The 17,951-nt window shown below is 68.9% G+C and carries 12 protein-coding genes; 6 read left to right on the top strand and 6 right to left on the bottom strand.

Annotated elements, in window-relative coordinates:
- Nucleotides 1–91 precede the first annotated feature (91 nt).
- Nucleotides 92–1,138, top strand: a complete 1,047-nt coding sequence (locus L8H00_RS10495; RefSeq protein ID WP_277924371.1) for a mannose-1-phosphate guanylyltransferase/mannose-6-phosphate isomerase — start codon at nucleotides 92–94, stop codon at nucleotides 1,136–1,138.
- A gap of 11 nt (nucleotides 1,139–1,149) precedes the next feature.
- On the opposite strand, the gene L8H00_RS10490 is transcribed toward L8H00_RS10495, so the two are convergent.
- The 4 genes from L8H00_RS10490 to L8H00_RS10475 all read right to left on the bottom strand — a co-directional run bounded on the left by L8H00_RS10490 (nucleotide 1,150) and on the right by L8H00_RS10475 (nucleotide 5,405).
- Nucleotides 1,150–1,704 carry a Uma2 family endonuclease gene (locus L8H00_RS10490; RefSeq protein ID WP_242097250.1) on the bottom strand — a complete coding sequence of 185 codons (555 nt, stop codon included), beginning with the start codon at nucleotides 1,702–1,704 and terminating at the stop codon, nucleotides 1,150–1,152.
- 135 nt (nucleotides 1,705–1,839) lie between these two features.
- A complete protein-coding gene (groL, locus tag L8H00_RS10485) occupies nucleotides 1,840–3,486 on the bottom strand; it encodes a chaperonin GroEL (RefSeq protein WP_242097249.1) in 1,647 nt (548 codons plus the stop codon).
- A 96-nt stretch (nucleotides 3,487–3,582) separates the two neighbouring features.
- The gene (gene groES / locus L8H00_RS10480; protein ID WP_242097248.1) at nucleotides 3,583–3,870 is read right to left on the bottom strand and encodes a co-chaperone GroES; all 288 of its coding nucleotides are present in this window, start codon (nucleotides 3,868–3,870) and stop codon (nucleotides 3,583–3,585) included.
- Nucleotides 3,871–3,995: 125 nt separating this feature from the next.
- On the bottom strand, nucleotides 3,996–5,405 hold the full coding sequence (locus tag L8H00_RS10475) for an MATE family efflux transporter (protein ID WP_242097247.1): 1,410 nt from the start codon (nucleotides 5,403–5,405) through the stop codon (nucleotides 3,996–3,998).
- A 278-nt stretch (nucleotides 5,406–5,683) separates the two neighbouring features.
- On the opposite strand from L8H00_RS10475, the gene sppA reads away from it, so the two are divergent.
- A complete protein-coding gene (sppA, locus tag L8H00_RS10470) occupies nucleotides 5,684–7,564 on the top strand; it encodes a signal peptide peptidase SppA (protein ID WP_242097246.1) in 1,881 nt (626 codons plus the stop codon).
- 12 nt (nucleotides 7,565–7,576) lie between these two features.
- Here sppA and L8H00_RS10465 read toward each other — a convergent pair whose 3' ends face one another.
- Nucleotides 7,577–8,206: a TRIC cation channel family protein gene (locus tag L8H00_RS10465; protein ID WP_242097245.1), complete on the bottom strand. Its 630-nt coding sequence runs from the start codon at nucleotides 8,204–8,206 to the stop codon at nucleotides 7,577–7,579.
- 103 nt (nucleotides 8,207–8,309) lie between these two features.
- Between L8H00_RS10465 and clpB the strand changes: the two genes are divergently transcribed.
- The 4 genes from clpB to L8H00_RS10445 all read left to right on the top strand — a co-directional run bounded on the left by clpB (nucleotide 8,310) and on the right by L8H00_RS10445 (nucleotide 15,890).
- Nucleotides 8,310–10,889, top strand: coding sequence for an ATP-dependent chaperone ClpB (gene clpB / locus L8H00_RS10460; RefSeq protein ID WP_242097244.1), 2,580 nt, complete (start codon nucleotides 8,310–8,312; stop codon nucleotides 10,887–10,889).
- 113 nt (nucleotides 10,890–11,002) lie between these two features.
- The gene (locus tag L8H00_RS10455; RefSeq protein ID WP_242097243.1) at nucleotides 11,003–12,436 is read left to right on the top strand and encodes an amidohydrolase; all 1,434 of its coding nucleotides are present in this window, start codon (nucleotides 11,003–11,005) and stop codon (nucleotides 12,434–12,436) included.
- Nucleotides 12,433–13,770 (top strand): amidohydrolase family protein, encoded by a 1,338-nt coding sequence (locus L8H00_RS10450; RefSeq protein WP_242097242.1) that lies wholly within the window; start codon nucleotides 12,433–12,435, stop codon nucleotides 13,768–13,770. Before L8H00_RS10455 ends, L8H00_RS10450 begins: the two co-directional genes overlap by 4 nt.
- An 8-nt stretch (nucleotides 13,771–13,778) precedes the next feature.
- Entirely contained in the window at nucleotides 13,779–15,890 is a 2,112-nt protein-coding gene (locus tag L8H00_RS10445; protein ID WP_242097241.1) for a M3 family metallopeptidase, read from the top strand.
- A gap of 3 nt (nucleotides 15,891–15,893) precedes the next feature.
- On the opposite strand, the gene L8H00_RS10440 is transcribed toward L8H00_RS10445, so the two are convergent.
- Nucleotides 15,894–17,948 carry a S9 family peptidase gene (locus L8H00_RS10440; protein WP_242097240.1) on the bottom strand — a complete coding sequence of 685 codons (2,055 nt, stop codon included), beginning with the start codon at nucleotides 17,946–17,948 and terminating at the stop codon, nucleotides 15,894–15,896.
- Nucleotides 17,949–17,951: the final 3 nt, after the last annotated feature.

Genomic DNA, 17,951 nt, shown 5'->3' with positions numbered 1-17,951 from the left:
AAAGGTTGAGGATGCCGCCGGATAGCTTCGTGCGGTCGCACGTTTGCTCCTGGTGGGCCGGCTCTATAGGGCGGGCACAACAGGAGGATACATGACTGCCACGCCGATCATTCCCGTGATTCTGTCCGGCGGGTCGGGCACCCGTCTCTGGCCGATGTCGCGGCCGGAAATGCCCAAGCAGATGCTCGCGCTGACGGCCGAGGCGACGATGCTCCAGCTTACCGCCGGCCGCGCGACCGGCGATGGGTTCGCCGCGCCGATCGTGGTGGCCAATGCGCGGCACGCCGACATGGTCGAAGAACAGCTCGATCAGGCCGACGCCGAGCCGCAGGCGGTGATCCTCGAACCCGCCGGCCGCAACACCGCGCCGGCGATCGCGCTGGCCGCGATCGCCGCAGGGGGCGGCGATGCGCCGCTGCTCATCATGCCCTCCGATCACGTCATCGCCGACATCGACGCCTTCCATGCCGCGATCGCGGCGGCGCGGCCGCTGGTGGCCGATGGCTGGCTCGTCACCTTCGGCATCGCGCCCGATGCGCCCGAGACGGGCTATGGCTGGATCAAGATCGGCGAGGCGGTGGCCGACGGCGTCCACCGGGTGGCACGCTTCGTCGAAAAGCCGCCGCTCGACAAGGCCGAGGCGATGCTGGCAAGCGGCGACCATGCCTGGAACGGCGGCATCTTCCTGTTCCGGGCCGACGCCTATCTCGACGCGCTCGCCACCTTCGCGCCCGAGATGCTGGCGGCGACGCGGGAAGCGATGGCCGGGGCGAGGCGCGAGGGCATGCGCGTTTTCCCCGACGCCGAAGCCTTCGCCCGCTCACCCGACGACTCGATCGATTATGCGGTGATGGAGAAGGCCGAGCGCGTGGCGGTGGTGCCGGTCGCCATGGGATGGAGCGATGTCGGTAGCTGGGATGCGCTGCACGCGATCAGCGATACCGATGGCGACGGCAACGCGCACCGCGGCGACGTGCTCGCGATCGATACGCGCAATTGCCTGGTGCGCAGCGACGGCGGGCGGATCGCGATGGTCGGCGTGTCCGACCTGATCGTGGTCGCGAGCGGCAACGACATTCTGATTCTGCCACGCGGCCGCAGCCAGGAGGTCAAGAAGATCATCGCCGCGATGAAGTGACGCGGCGTCGATCAATCGTCGGCGAAGATTTCGCCGCGAGGGATGTTCAGGCCCAGTGACGGAAGCGCGAGATCGAGCGAATCCGAGAACAGCGTTTCCGTCCAGCCATTCTCGATACGCTGGTGCACCGACAGGGTTTCGGCTTCCGGATCGATAAAGGCGATGGTGTCGACCGACCCGATCGCCCGATATTCGTCCTTCTTCACCGACATGTCCGATCGGCGGGTGGACGGCGACAGGATCTCGATCACCACGCGGGGATCGGACAAGGTAAGATCGTCGGGGCGATCGCCGGGCGCGCCGCGGTCGATCGTCAGATCGGGGTAGCGCACCGAGCGGTCATGCGTGCGCACCGCCATGTCCGATCCATAAGGGCGACAGCCCGAGCCGCGCAGCGCATTGCCGAGCGCGACGAAGAGATTGCCCTGCACCCGGGCATGGCTGCGCGTGCCGCCGGCCATCATCTGGATGACGCCATTGTCGAGTTCGGCCTTCATATCGGGGCCGAAATCGATCCGGAGAAATTCCTCGGCCGTCAGCAGCCGGTAATGCGGGTCGGTCGCCATGCCCGCGATATACGCCGATCGTTCCAACAAACAAAGGGCCGGGAGTTGCCCCCCGGCCCTTCGTCTTGGTGATATGTCGGCGTAGGTCCGTCCTCGGGCGAGTCCGTGGCCAGCAGGCCACGGCCGCCCTTCGGATCAGAAGTCCATGCCGCCCATGCCGCCCATGCCGCCACCGCCGCCCATGGGCATGGCGGGCTTGTCCTCGGGCAGCTCGCTCACGGCCGCTTCGGTCGTGATGAGCAGGCCGGCGACCGATGCCGCATTCTGGAGCGCGGTGCGCACGACCTTGGTCGGGTCGATCACGCCGGCCTGGACCAGGTTCTCGTACGTGTCGGTCTGGGCGTTGAAGCCCATCGTCGGATCGTTGCCCTCGAGCAGCTTGCCCGAAACCACCGCACCGTCGTGACCGGCGTTGGTCGCGATCTGGCGGACCAGCGTCGTCAGCGACTTGCGGACGATGTCGATACCGCGCGTCTGGTCGTCGTTCGCGCCGGTCATGCCTTCGAGCGCCTTGGTCGCGTACAGCAGCGCCGTACCACCACCGGGAACGATGCCCTCTTCGACCGCGGCGCGGGTCGCGTGGAGTGCGTCGTCGACGCGGTCCTTGCGCTCCTTCACCTCGACCTCGGATGCGCCACCGACCTTGATGACCGCAACGCCGCCGGCGAGCTTGGCGAGACGCTCCTGGAGCTTCTCCTTGTCATAGTCGCTGGTGGTGTTCTCGATCTGCTGGCGGATCGCCTCGGTGCGGCCCTTGATCGAGTCGGCGTCACCCGCACCATCGACGATGATGGTGTTGTCCTTGTCGATCGTCACGCGCTTGGCGGTGCCGAGCATCGCGGTCGTCACGGTCTCGAGCTTGATGCCCAGATCCTCGGAGATCATCTCGCCCTTGGTCAGGATCGCGATATCCTCGAGCATCGCCTTGCGACGATCGCCGAAGCCGGGTGCCTTGACCGCTGCGACCTTCAGGCCGCCGCGCAGCTTGTTCACCACGAGCGTGGCGAGCGCCTCGCCCTCGATGTCCTCGGCGATGATGAGCAGCGGACGACCGGTCTGGACGACGGCTTCCAGGATCGGAAGCATCGCCTGCAGGTTGCTGAGCTTCTTCTCGTGGATCAGGATGAACGGATCCTGGAGCTCGACGGTCATCTTCTCGGGGTTGGTGATGAAGTATGGCGACAGATAGCCGCGGTCGAACTGCATGCCCTCGACGACGTCCAGCTCGAATTCGAGACCCTTGGCCTCTTCGACGGTGATGACGCCTTCCTTGCCGACCTTCTCCATCGCCTCGGCGATCTTCTCGCCGACGACGGTGTCGCCATTGGCGGAGATCACGCCGACCTGAGCGATTTCCTGCGTGCCCGACACGGGCTTCGAACGCGCCTTCACGTCCTCGATCACCTTGATGACGGCGAGGTCGATGCCGCGCTTCAGGTCCATCGGGTTCATGCCGGCCGCAACCGACTTCATGCCCTCGCGCACGATCGCCTGGGCGAGCACGGTCGCGGTGGTCGTGCCGTCGCCGGCATTGTCGTTGGTCTTCGAGGCCACTTCGCGCAGCATCTGCGCGCCCATGTTCTCGAACTTGTCCTTCAGCTCGATCTCCTTGGCGACGGTGACGCCGTCCTTGGTGATCCGGGGTGCGCCGAAGCTCTTGTCGATCACGACGTTGCGGCCCTTCGGCCCAAGCGTCACCTTCACCGCGTCGGCGAGGATGTCCACGCCGCGCAGGATGCGCTCGCGTGCGTCACGCGAAAATTTTACGTCCTTGGCTGCCATGCTGGCTACCTTTCAGATGTGAGTTCGAAAATTACGAAGTGGAGGAAGTGGAGGCGCTCGCGCCGTTTCCACTTCCGCCATTCAACGGGCCAGAATTCAGCCGACGATCCCCAGGATGTCGGATTCCTTCATGATGAGGAGGTCCTCGCCATCGACCTTCACCTCGGTGCCGGACCATTTGCCGAACAGCACGCGGTCGCCGGCCTTCACCTCGAGCGGGTGGACGTCGCCCGACTCGCTGCGGGCGCCGGTGCCGGCGGCGACGACTTCGCCTTCCTGCGGCTTTTCCTTGGCGGTGTCGGGGATGATGATCCCGCCGGCCGTCTTCTCTTCCGCCTCGACACGGCGGACGAGGACACGGTCGTGCAACGGACGAAAGTTCATTGCTGTGGTCCCTCTTCAGGTGATGTTACAGATTTCTGGCACTCACGGGGTGCGAGTGCCAACGCCCGCCATATGTGGGCGCCCCGTGGCACCGTCAACGCCCGATGGAACAAAAATCGCGCCCGTCAGTCCACCGGAGCCGCGAGCAGGCCGAGCCGTTCGCGCGCCGCCCAGCGCCACACCAGCATCATCGATACCGCGGCCAGCCCGGCGGCCAGCCCGGCCCAGATGCCGACCCCCTGCCACCCGGCACGAAAGCCAAGCAGCACCGCGGTGCCGAAGCCGATCACCCAATAGCCGAATGCGGCGATCAGCATGGGCCAGCGCGTATCCTGCAGGCCCCGCAGCGCCCCCGCGGTGACCGCCTGCGCGCCGTCGAACAGCTGAAACATCGCCGCCACCGCGAGATAGCGCACCGCCAGCGCGACGACGCGCGCATTCGCGGGGGCATCGACGTCCAGATAGATGCCGATGAACAGCCGCGGCATCGTCCAAATCGACACCGCCGTCAGCGTCATGAAGCCGGTGCCGATCAGGATCGCGGTGCTCCCCGCGCGCGCGATCCAGCGCCGGTCGCGCGCGCCATAGGCCAACCCCACGCGGATCGTGGCGGCCTGCGCCATGCCCAGCGGCACCTGGAACGCGATCGCGGCGATGTTGAGCGCGATCGCGTGCGCGGCCACCTCGGTTACGCCGATCAGCCCCATCAGGATCGCCGCCCCGCCGAACAGCCCGGCCTCCAGCGTCAGCGTCAGCGCGATCGGCAGGCCCAGCGCGACGATCTGCCGCAGCCGCGGCCATTCGGGGCGCCACCAGCGGCCGAACAGGCGGTAGCGGCGCAGCCGCCGGTCGAAGCGCAGGATCGCGGCATAGGCGATCATCGTCACCACGCTCGTCACCACGCTCGCGATGGCGGAGCCTTCCAAGCCGAGCGCGGGAAAGCCGGCATGGCCGAACACCAGCAGCCAGTTGCCGAGCAGCCCCACGCCCAGCGCCAGCGCGGTGACGCCCAGCGCCCAGCCCGGCCGACCGAGCGCCGCCGCGACGGTGCGCATCACCGCGGCGGCGATGGCGGGCAGCAGCGCGACGAGCAGGACGGCCATGAACGCCCCCGCCCGCGCCGCCACCTGCGGATCCTGCCCCGCCAGCCGCAGCAGCGCGGCGCCGTTCGCCAGCAGCGCCATCGCCGGCACGGCGGTGACGACCGCCAGCCACATCGCCATCCGGAACGAGCGCCGCACCTCGCGCACCGCATGGCGGCGCGCGCCCAGTTCGGCGGCGATCAGCGGCGCGCAGGCGGTGGCCAGGCCGATCAGCGTCCAGAGGATCAGGCTGAACACGAACACGCCGAGCGTGGCCGCAGCGAGTTCGGCGGTGCCAAGCCGTGCGACGAACACCACGTCGACCGAATAGACCGCCATCTGCAACAGGTTCGCCCCGACCAGCGGCCCCGCCAGGGCGAGCAGCGGCCGCCATTCGGCGCGGGCGGCGGCGGGAGGCGGAACGGCCGGCGACGGAGAGGCTGGCGCGTGCATGCGAGCGCCCTAGCGGGTGGCGGGGGCGGAGGACAGGGGTGCGATCGGGGACTTGGTAGCCTTTCCCCTCCCGCTCCCTGGCGGAGGCCGGGGTCCAGTTGGGCGAACGGCTGTGCGTCATCACCGAACTTCACCCAACTGGGCCCCGGCCTCCGCCGGGGAACAAGGGGGTAAGGGACGAGCCCCCAACGATGTTGCCCCATCGCCACACCGCACGCTATGCAGGGCCGAACCGACCGCGGGCTGCCGCGCGTCGCCCGTGAAAGGACAAGGCCCCCATGAAGCTCGTGCGCGGCGCATGGAAATTGCTGGTGGGCATCAAGGACGGGCTCGTCCTGATCGCGATGCTGCTGTTCTTCGGCCTGATCTTCGCCGGGCTGAACGCGCGGCCCAACACCGCGATCAAGGATGGCGCGCTGCTGCTGAAGCTCGACGGCACGATCGTCGAACAGCCCGCCACGCCCGCCGCCTTCGCCTCGCTGAGCGGACAGGGCAGCCCCAAGCAGTTCCGCCTGCGCGATCTCGTCCGCGCGATCGACGCGGCGAAGGACGATGCGCGCGTGAAGCTGGTGGTGCTCGATCTCGAATCCTTCGGCGGCGGCTATCCCGCCGCGCTGAACGAGGTGGCCGACGCGATCGGCCGGGTGCGCGCCAGCGGCAAGCCCGTGCTCGCCTATGCCACCGGCTATACCGATGCAGGCTACCGCCTCGCCGCCAACGCCTCCGAGGTGTGGATGAACCCGATGGGCGGCACGCTGTTCACCGGGCCGGGCGGCAGCCAGCTCTATTACAAGGGGCTGATCGACAAGCTGGGCGTCGACGTGCACGTCTACCGCGTCGGCAAGTTCAAGTCGTTCGTCGAGCCCTATACCCGCGCCGACCAGAGCCCCGAGGCGCGCGCGGCGAGCCAGGCGCTGTACGGCACGCTGTTCGCGCAGTGGCGCGAGGCGGTCGGCAAGGCGCGGCCCAAGGCGCAGGTGGCAAGCTTCCTCGCCAGCCCCGACAAGCCGATCCTTGCCGCGGGTGGCGACATCGCCCGGGCGAACCTGGCCGCGGGGATCGTCGACCGGCTGGGCGATCGCACCAGCTTCGGCACGCGCGTCGCGCAGATCGCGGGCGTCGACACCGGCAAGCCCGCCGGCGCGTTCCGCACCATCCCTTACGACAATTGGGTGGAGGCGCACCCGCTCTCGACCGACGGCGACGCGATCGGCGTGGTGACGGTGGCGGGCGACATCGTCGACGGCAAGGCGGGCCCCGGCACCGCAGCCGGCGACACGATCGAAAAGGCGCTGCTCGACGGGCTGGCGACCAAGGACCTGAAGGCGCTGGTGCTGCGCGTCGATTCGCCGGGCGGATCGGTGCTCGCCTCCGAACAGATCCGCCGTGCGGTGATGGTAGCCAAGGCCAAGGGCCTGCCGGTGGTGGTGTCGATGGGCGGTCTCGCCGCATCGGGCGGCTATTGGGTGTCGACCGCGGCCGACATGATCTTCGCCGAACCCTCCACGATCACCGGATCGATCGGGATCTTCGGCATCATCCCCACCTTCGAGAAGACGCTCGCCAAGGTGGGCGTCACCGCGGACGGGGTGAAGACCACCGCGTTGTCGGGCCAGCCCGACATCTATGCGGGCACCACGCCGGTGCTCGATTCGATCCTTCAGGCGGGGATCGAGAACGGCTATCGCCAGTTCGTCGGCCGCGTCGCGCAGGCGCGCCACCTGACGCCCGCGCGGGTCGACGCAATCGGCCAGGGCCGGGTGTGGGACGGCGGCACCGCGCGGCAGCTGGGGCTGGTCGACCGGTTCGGCACGCTGTCCGACGCGATCGCCGAGGCGGCGCGGCGCGCGAAGCTCGATCCGGCCAAGGTCCATGCCGAATATCTGGAAAAGCAGCCGGGCTGGGCCGCCAAGCTCGCGCGCTCGATCGCCGACCGCGACGACGACGGCGATGCGAGCCGCGGTTCGGACGACCTGTTCGGCCGCGCCGCCGCCGATCAGCGCGCCACGCTGGCGCGCGCGCTGGGCGATGCGAAGCGGCTGGTCTCGACCGGCTCGATCCAGGCGCGCTGCCTCGAATGCGGCGGCCTCGGCCCCAGCGCGCGCGACGCCGACGACGCGACGCTGCTGAACCTCGTGCTGGCCCGGGTCGGGCTCTGAGGGAGGCGGGCGCTAGCGCCGCCCGCGATAGGCCGGCAGGCCCCAGTGGAAGCGCATCGCCGCGGCGCGCAGGGTGAAGCCCGCGCTCGCCGCGGCGACGGCGGCCCAGGCGGGCGGCATGCCCAGCCGCTCCAGCGCGACATAGGCGGCCGCCGCCAGCGCTGCGGCGGTGACATAGAGTTCGGGGCGCATCAGGATCGAGGGTTCGCCCGCCAGCACGTCGCGGATGATCCCGCCGACACAGGCGGTGATGACCCCCATCAGCGCGGCGGGCACCGGCGGCACGCCGTAGTTCAGCGCCTTGGCCGCGCCATACACCGCATAGGCGGCCAGCCCGACCGCATCGAACCAGTCGAGCGCCGCACCGCGCCACCAGCGCTCGGGCGTCGTCCAGATCACCAGCGCCACGCCCAGGCACACCGCCGCGGCGCGCGCATCGTGCACCCAGAACACCGGCGCGCCGATCAGCAGGTCACGCACCGTGCCCCCACCCACCCCCGTCACCAGCGCGAAGAAGGCGAGCGTGACGAGCGTCTGCGCGCGCTTGGCCGCCGCCAGCGCCCCCGATGCGGCGAACACCGCGAGCGCGATCAGGTCGAGCCAGGGTGCGGCGGCCGGCAGCACGGCGACGGGAAGGATCATGGGCACCATGATGCGCGCTGTATAACCTGCATCGTATGGCGGCCACCCCTTGTGTGGCCAAAATATCACACCATCTTCGCGCCAAGTCAGACAGGGATCACCCATGAACCTCGATAAATTCACCGACCGCGCCAAGGGCTTTCTCCAATCGGCGCAGACCGTCGCGATCCGCATGAACCACCAGCGCATCGCCCCCGAACATATCCTCAAGAGCCTGCTCGAGGACGAGGAGGGCATGGCGTCTGGGCTGATCGCCAAGGCGGGCGGCGACGCGAGCCGCGCGCTTTCCGAAACCGATCTCGCGCTGGCGAAGATTCCGCAGGTGTCGGGCGGCGGCGCGCAACAGACGCCGGGGATCGACAATGATGCGGTCCGCGTGCTCGACCAGGCCGAGGAGATTGCGAAAAAGGCAGGCGACAGCTTCGTGACCGTCGAGCGGCTGCTCGTCGCGCTGGCGCTGTCGCTGAACACCGCGGCGGGCAAGGCGCTGAAGGCGGCGGGCGTGACCCCCGAGGCGCTCAACACCGCGATCAACGACCTGCGCGGCGGCCGCACCGCGGACACCGCGTCGGCCGAGGACCGCTACGACGCGCTGAAGAAATTCGCGCGCGACCTGACGCAGGCGGCACGCGACGGCAAGCTCGACCCGGTGATCGGCCGCGACGAGGAGATCCGCCGCACCATCCAGATCCTCGCACGCCGCACCAAGAACAACCCCGCGCTGATCGGCGAACCCGGCGTCGGCAAGACCGCCATCGCCGAGGGCCTGGCACTGCGCATCGCCAACGGCGACGTCCCCGACACGCTCAAGAATCGCAAGCTGATGGCGCTCGACATGGGCGCCCTTATCGCCGGTGCCAAATATCGTGGCGAGTTCGAGGAGCGGCTGAAGGGCGTGCTCGACGAGGTGAAGGCGGCCGAGGGCGACATCGTCCTCTTCATCGACGAGATGCACCAGCTCATCGGCGCGGGCAAATCCGAGGGCGCGATGGATGCGGGCAACCTGCTGAAGCCCGCGCTCGCGCGCGGCGAGCTTCACTGCGTCGGCGCGACCACGCTCGACGAATATCGCAAATATGTCGAGAAGGATCCCGCGCTCCAGCGCCGCTTCCAGCCGGTGATGGTCGGCGAACCCACGGTCGAGGACACGATCTCGATCCTGCGCGGGCTGAAGGATCGCTACGAGCTGCACCACGGCGTGCGCATCACCGACGGTGCGATCGTCGCGGCGTCCACCCTGTCGAACCGCTACATCACCGATCGCTTCCTGCCCGACAAGGCGATCGACCTGATGGACGAGGCCGCCAGCCGCATCCGCATGGAGGTGGAGAGCAAGCCCGAGGAGATCGAGAACCTCGACCGCCGCATCATCCAGCTCAAGATCGAGCGCGAGGCGCTGAAGCGCGAGACCGACGCCGCCTCGGTTGACCGGCTGGCCAATCTGGAGCGCGAGCTCGCCAATCTGGAGCAGCAATCCGCCGAGCTGACGACGCGCTGGCAGGGCGAGAAGGACAAGATCGGCGCCAGCGCGAAGCTGAAGGAGCAGCTCGACGCGGCACGGCTCGAGCTCGAACAGGCGCAGCGTTCCGGCGATCTCGCGCGCGCGGGCGAGCTGTCCTACGGTACGATCCCCGCGCTGGTCCGCCAGGTCGAGGCGGCGCAGGGCGAGACCGAAGGCGCGATGCTGCGCGAGGAGGTGACCGCCGACGACATCGCCGCGGTGGTGTCGCGCTGGACGGGCATTCCAGTCGACCGCATGCTCCAGGGCGAGCGCGACAAGCTGCTCGCGATGGAGGCGATCATCGGCAAGCGCGTGATCGGGCAGGCGCATGCGGTGCGCGCGGTCTCCACCGCGGTGCGCCGCGCGCGCGCGGGGCTACAGGATCCCAACCGCCCGCTCGGCAGCTTCCTGTTCCTCGGCCCCACCGGCGTCGGCAAGACCGAGCTGACCAAGGCGCTCGCCGAATTCCTGTTCGACGATCCGAACGCGATGGTGCGCATCGACATGAGCGAGTTCATGGAGAAGCACGCGGTCGCGCGGCTGATCGGCGCGCCGCCGGGCTATGTCGGCTATGAAGAGGGCGGCGTGCTGACCGAGGCCGTGCGCCGCCGCCCCTATCAGGTGGTGCTGTTCGACGAGGTGGAGAAGGCGCATGGCGACGTGTTCAACGTGCTGCTGCAAGTCCTCGACGACGGGCGGCTGACCGACGGCCAGGGGCGGACGGTGGATTTCACCAACACGCTCATCATCCTGACGTCGAACCTGGGCTCGCAATATCTGGCGAATCTGGGCGATGGCGAGGACGTCGCCACCGTCGAGCCGCAGGTGATGGAGGTGGTGCGCGGCCATTTCCGCCCCGAATTCCTGAACCGGCTGGACGAGATCATCCTGTTCCACCGGCTGGGCATGGGCGAGATGGCGCCGATCGTGGACCTTCAGGTGGCGCGCGTCGGCAAGCTGCTGGCGGATCGCAAGATCACGCTCGACCTGACCGACGCCGCACGCGCGTGGCTCGGGCGGGTCGGCTATGATCCGGTCTATGGCGCACGCCCCTTGCGCCGCGCGGTGCAGCGCCACCTTCAGGATCCGCTCGCCGACCTGATCCTGCGCGGCGACGTGAAGGACGGCGCCACCGTCCATGTCGACGAGGGCGACGGCAAGCTGAGCCTGACCGTGGCGTGATCCGCCCGGACATCCGCTGATTTCCTACCGGAATATCAGCGGATGTCGCGACGGGAGAGCTTGTGCGGCGCGACCGCGTCCCCCTACACTGAGTCAACAGATGGGGGACGGGAATGAAGTTGCGAAGCGCGGCGCGAACATGGGTGGGTTCGCTGACGGCCCTGGCGCTGATCGGCTGCGGCCAGCCGACACCGGTGAAGACGGCATCGGACAAACCCGCACCGGGCTCCGGCCCCGGCAAGGGCCATGGCTATTCGCACGACCCCTACCCCTCCACCTACCGCCCCTATCCCGGCGTGCCCACGCTCGTCCGCGACGTGACCGTCTATGACGGCGAGGGCGGCCGGATCGATCACGGCGCGGTGCTGTTCGCCGACGGCAAGGTCGTCGCAATCGGGCAGACGCTCGACGCGCCCGCCGGCGCGACCGTGATCGACGGCGCGGGCAAATGGGTCACGCCCGGCATCATCGATGTCCACAGCCATCTGGGCGATTATCCGAGCCCCGCGGTGCAGGCCAATTCGGACGGCAACGAGGCGACCTCGCCCGTCACCGCCGACGTCTGGGCCGAACACAGCGTGTGGCCGCAGGATCCGGGCTTCGGCCGCGCGCTGGCCAATGGCGGCGTGACGACGCTGGAGATCCTGCCGGGCTCGGCCAATCTGTTCGGCGGCCGCTCGGTGGTGCTCAAGAACGTCTATGCGCGCACCGTGCAGGGAATGAAGTTCCCCGGCGCGCCCTACGGCCTCAAGATGGCGTGCGGCGAAAATCCCAAGCGCGTCTATGGCTCCAAGGGGCGCGAGCCCTCGACGCGGATGGGCAACATCGCGGTCGACCGCGCCACCTGGGCGAAGGCGGTCGAATATCGCCGCAAATGGGACAAGTACGAAAAGGACGGCGGCGAGGCGCCGACGCGCGACATCGCGATGGACACGCTGCGCGGCGTGCTCGACGGCGAGATCCGCGTGCAGAATCATTGCTACCGCGCCGACGAAATGGCCAACGTGATCGATATGTCGAAGGAGTTCGGCTATCACGTCGCCGCGTTCCACCACGCGGTCGAGGCCTATAAGGTCGCGGACCTGTTGAAGGCGAACGGCGTGTGCGCCGCGGTCTGGTCCGACTGGTATGGCTTCAAGATGGAGAGCTTCGACGGCATCCGCGAGAATCTGGCGCTGCTGCAACAGGCCGGCACCTGCGCGATGATCCATTCGGACGACGAGAACGGCATCCAGCGGCTGAACCAGGAGGTGGCCAAGGCACTCTCGGCGGGCCGTCACGCGGGGATCGCGATCCCCGATGCGGTGGCATGGGAGTGGCTGTCGTACAATCCGGCCAAGGCGCTCGGCATCGCCGACCGGACGGGCAGCCTGAAGCCCGGCAAGATGGCGGACGTGGTGCTGTGGAACGGCGATCCGTTCAGCGTCTATACCCGGCCCGAAAAAGTGTGGGTGGACGGCGCGCTGCTCTACGATGCGAACGATCCGCATCGCCGGCCGGTATCGGATTTCGAATTGGGCCAGCCGGGTTCGGGAGACGTGAAGTGAAGGCCCTGCTCCTCGCCTGTGCCGCGCTGGTCGCGGCCCCCGCCGCCGCGCAGACGGGGTCCCTGCAAAGCGATGCTTTGCGGGGTGGACAAACCGTCGCGATCGTCGGCGGCACGCTGGCGGTCGGCGACGGATCGCAGCCGATTCCGAACGGCACCGTCGTGTTTCGCGACGGCGCGGTCGTCGCGGCGGGTGCGAACGTCGCCGTGCCCGCCGGCGCCACCGTGGTGGACGCGCACGGCAAGTGGATCGCGGCGGGCATGATCGCCGGCTTCAGCAATCTGGGGCTCGTCGATGCCGAGGGCATCGAGGAAAGCAACGACAGCCGCGCCGGCCGCTCGCCCTTTGCCGCCGGGATCGACATCGCCCCGTGGATCAACCCGCAGGCCGAACCGATCGGCGACGAGCGGCTGGGCGGCATCACCCGCGCGATCGTCGCGCCCGATGCGGGGGGATCGATCTTTGCAGGGCAAGGCGCGGTGATCGATCTGGGCGACGGCGCGCCGCCGGTGACGCGCGCGCGCGCTTTCCAATATGTCGAGCTGGGCGAAGGCGGCGCGCGAACGGCGGGGGGCAGCCGCCCGGCCGCCTTCGCGATGTTCCGCGACGCGCTCGCCCAGGCCGTGGATTATCGCCGCAGCCCGGCGACGTTTGGCGGTCGCGAGAAGGATTCGCTGCTGAAGCGCGGCGATGCCGAGGCGTTGCTGGGCGTGATCGACGGGCGCGTGCCGCTGCTCGTCCATGTCGAGCGCGCCAGCGACATCCTCGCCGTGCTGGCGCTGCCGCACGACTATCCCAGGATCCGCCTCGTGCTGGTGGGCGCCAGCGAAGGGTGGATGGTGGCGCGCCAGATCGCCGAGGCGCGCGTGCCGGTGATCGCGGGCGCGCTGGAGGATCTGCCCGCCGCGTTCGAAAAGCTCGCCGCGACCGAATCGAACGTCGGCCGGATGACGCGCGCGGGCGTGCCCGTGGCGATCTCGACGCTGGGCGCCAACACCGCGCCCGGCGAGCATGTCCTCGCCCAATATGCCGGCAACCTCGTCGGCTTCGGCCGGATCCCGGGTGCCACGGGGCTCGACTGGGGGCAGGCGTTCGCGACGATCACGTCCCGGCCCGCGCAGGCGCTGGGGATGGACGGCAGCATCGGTTCGCTCCGCCCCGGCCGCCGCGCGGACGTGGTGCTGTGGGACGGCGATCCGCTCGAACTGTCGTCGGCGCCCGTCGCGATCTGGATCGACGGCCGGCCGCAGCCGATGCGATCGCGCCAGAGCGCGCTGCGCGACCGGTACCGCAACGCGAGCGAAGCCGCGCTGCCCAAGGCCTATGAACGGTGAGGATGACGATGAAGCGATCGACCTTGTGGCTGGCCGCGACCGCGGCGGTGATCGGTGCCGCGCCGGCGATGGCAGCGGACAACCCCTTTGCGACGCGCAGCACGCTGCCGTTCGAGGCGCCGCCGTTCGACCGGATCACCGACGCCGATTACCAGCCGGGCTTCGAACAGGGCATGGCCGAGCAGCGCGCCGAGATGCGCCGGATCGCGGACGATCCCGCCCCGCCGAGTTTCGCCAACACCATCGCCGCGATGGAGCGCTCGGGCGCGATCCTGCGGCGCGTGTCGGCGGCGTTCGGGGCGGTCAACCAGGCGGATACCAACCCCGCGCGCCAGGCGGTGCAAAAGGCGATGGCGCCCAAACTCGCCGCGCATAACGACGCGATCTATCTCGATCCGGCGCTCTTCGCGCGGGTGAAGCGGCTGTACGACCAGCGCGCGAGCCTGGGCCTGGATGCGCAGCAGCGTCAGGTGCTCGACATCGTCTATCAGCGCTTCGTACGCGCCGGCGCCCTGCTGTCGGATGCGGACAAGGCGAAGCTGCGCGATCTGAACGGCCAGTTGTCGATGCTGCAGACCGCGTTCGTCCAGAAATTGCTGGCGGCGACCAAGGCGGGGGCGCTCGTGGTGGACGATCCCGCAGCCCTTGCCGGGCTGGGCGACGGCGGCATCGCCGCGGCGGCGGCGGCGGCGAACCAGCGCGGCCTTTCGGGCAAATGGGTCGTGCCGCTGCAGAACACCACGCAGCAGCCGGCGCTCGAATCGCTGTCCGACCGGGCGACGCGCGCGCGGCTGTTCGACCGGAGCTGGACGCGCAGCGAACGGGGCGATGCCAACGACACGCGCGACACCGCCGCCACGATCGCGCAGTTGCGCGCGCGCAAGGCCGCGCTGCTCGGCTATCCCGACTGGGCCTCCTACGTGCTTGCAGACCAGATGGCGAAGACGCCGCAGACCGCCGAAGCCTTCATGGCCAAGCTGATCCCGCCGACCGTCGCGCAGCAGCGCCGCGAAGCCGCCGAGATCGACGCCGCCATCAAGGCCGATGGCGGCGACTTCACCGTCAAGCCCTGGGATTGGGACCGCTATGCCGAACGCGTGCGCCATGCGCGGTTCGATCTCGACCAGAATCAGGTAAAGCCCTATTTCGAACTGAACGCGGTGCTGGAAAAGGGCGTCTTCTTCGCCGCGACCAAGCTCTACGGCGTGACGTTCAAGGCGCGCCACGACATCCCGGTCTATAACCCGGACGTGCGCGTGTTCGAGGTGTTCGACCGCGACGGCAAGCATCTCGGGCTGTTCTACTGCGACTATTTCAAGCGCGACAACAAACAGGGCGGCGCCTGGATGAGCAGCTTCGTCGGCCAGTCGGGCCTGCTCGGCACGCAGCCGGTGGTGTACAACGTCGCCAACCTGCCCAAGCCCGCCGCGGGGCAGCCCGCGCTCATCAGCTTCGACGACGTGACGACGATGTTTCACGAATTCGGCCATGCGCTGCACGGCCTGTTCTCGAACATCGCCTATCCCTCGCTCGGCGCGTCGGCGCGCGACTTCGTCGAATTCCCGTCGCAGTTCAACGAGCATTGGGCGCTCGATCCGGCGGTGCTCGCGCATTATGCGGTCGATTACCGCACCGGTGCGCCGATGCCCGCGCCGCTGGTCGCCAAGATCAAACAGGCCGCCAAGTTCAACCAGGGCTATGCGCTGGGCGAGCTGATCGCCGCGGCCGAACTCGACATGCAGTGGCACGCGCTGCCCGCCACCGCGCCGAAGCAGGACGTGAACGCGTTCGAGACCGCGGCGCTGGCCAAGACCGGGCTCGACGTGGCGAACGTGCCGCCGCGTTACCGCAGCAGCTATTTCCAGCATATCTGGTCGGGTGGCTATGCGGCGGGCTATTACGGCTATTTGTGGACGCAGATGCTCGAAAACGACGCCTATGCGTGGTTCATGGCGCATGGCGGCCTCACCCGCGCGAACGGCGATCGCTTTCGCGATCTCGTCCTGTCGCGCGGGCACAGCCAGGATTACGCGACCATGTTCCGCGCCTTTTACGGCAAGGATCCCGATATCAGCCCGATGCTCCAGGATCGCGGGCTGGTACCGGCGGCCAAGCCCTGACGATCAGGGCCTGGGGCGATACCGATCGAACCAGGCCAGGATCGCCGCATTCTCGGCCACCAGCTGCGAGGGCCGATCCGCCAGCCCGCCATGGCTGGCGCTCGGCACGCGGATCAGCACCGTCGGCACCGCGCGGATCTGGAGCGCGGCATAGAATTGCTCCGCCTCGCTCGGCGGCGTGCGGTGGTCGTCCTCGCCCACCATCACCGCGGTCGGCGTCTTCACGTTGCCGACGAGGCTGAGCGGCGAACGGCGCCAATATTGCTCGGGATCTTCCCAGGGCATCTTGCCGAACCAGTATTTCGCCATCGAGGTATAGCCGTCGGTGGTCAGCACTTCGCTCGTCCAGTTGATGACCGGCTTCTGCGTCACCGCCGCCTTGAACCGGTCGGTCTTGCCGACGATCCACGCGGTGAGCAGCCCGCCGCCCGATCCGCCCGTCACGAAGAGCGCGTTGGGATCGACGCTGCCACCCGCGATCGCGGCATCGACGACGCTCATCAGGTCGTCATAATCCTTGCTCGGATAATCGTGATGGATCCGGTTGGCGAAATCCTCGCCATAGGACGTCGAGCCGCGCGGATTGGCATAGACGACGATATAGCCCGCCGCCGCATAGAGCTGATCGTCGGTCGACCACACCGGCCCATAGCTCGCGAACGGGCCGCCATGGATTTCGAGGATCAGCGGATATTTGCGCGCCGGATCGAAATCGGGCGGCGTCACCATCCACGCGTCGATCGGCAGGCGGTCCGCCGAGGAGGTGACCGCCAGCGGACGCACCGCCGCCAGCGTCTTGCCCGCGAACAATTGCGCGTTGAGCATCGTCAGCGGCTTCAGCGCACCGCCGCGCGTGGCGACCGCGACGTCGCCGGGATGCGCCGCGTCGCCGATGGTGGCCGCGATCGTCCCACCGCGCGAAACGCTATAGTCGCCGCTGGAATAGGGCCGATCGAGCTCGCCGCTCGCCAGCCCCTCGGCCACGGTCGTCACATGACCGGAGAGGTCGACGCGCGCCACCTTCGTCACGCCATGATCGGCATATTTCACGAACACGGCGCGGCCGTCGCCCGACCACTGCGGATCGCCGACGTCGCGGTCGAGCCCGGCGGTCAGCACGCGGACGCCGGTGCCGTCGGCGTTCATCACCGAAAGCCGGTGGTTCTGATAGCCGAGCAGCCGGTCGTCGAAGCCGACGAACGCGATCAGACGCCCGTCGGGCGATGCCACCGGCTCCTCGTCCGGCCCGGCCCGTGTCGTCAGCTGCGTCAGCGCGCCGCTGTTCGCATCGACCGCGAAGATGTCGGAATTGAGCGGATCGCGTTCCGGATCCTTGCCGCGGTTGGCGGCGATCAGCAGGTGGCGCGAATCCGCGCTCCACGCCACGCTGCGGCCGTCGTCATAGGCGCCGAACGTCAGCTGCCGCGCCGCGCCGCCATCGGCGGAGACCGCGAAGACATGGTTATAGCCGGGCCGCAGATAGCCGGCACCATCGGCGCGGTAATGCACCTGCCCGATGATCTTCAGCGGCTCGGCCCATTTCGCGCCCTCGGGCTTGGCGATCGGCGTGCCGAGCCGGGTGCCGTCGCCGGGCACGAACATCGTGAAGCCGATCATCCGGCCATCGGGCGACCAGGCGATGTCGGTCGGGCTTTCCGGCAGCGCCGTGATCGCGGCGCTGGTGCCCGTCTCCATCCACCGGACATAGACTTGCGGCTTTTGTCCATCGGCCCGCGCGGTGAAGGCGAGGCGCGTGCCGTCGGGCGACCAGCGCGGCCGCGAACTGCCCGCCACACCCAGCGGCGTCTGGCGTCCGGTGGCCACGTCCACCAGCCAGACCTCGCGGCGGTCGCCGTCCGTCATGATGTCGCCGGTGGCGCGGGTATAGGCGATGCGGCGGCCGTCCGGGCTGATCTGCACGTCGCTCGCCTGCGACAGCGCGAACGCGTCGCGCGGGTCGAAACGGCGCGACGGGCCGACCGCCTCGGGCGCGGGCGGCGGCACCTGCGCCATGGCGGTTCCGGAGGCGAGCGCGAGCAGCAGGAGCGGGCGGATCATGAC

The sequence above is a fragment of the Sphingomonas sp. CROZ-RG-20F-R02-07 genome, from assembly GCF_022662335.1.
Classification (GTDB): domain Bacteria; phylum Pseudomonadota; class Alphaproteobacteria; order Sphingomonadales; family Sphingomonadaceae; genus Sphingomonas.
Note: the sequence above shows the minus strand (reverse complement) of the source record. Positions and strands in the feature narration are given on the sequence as shown.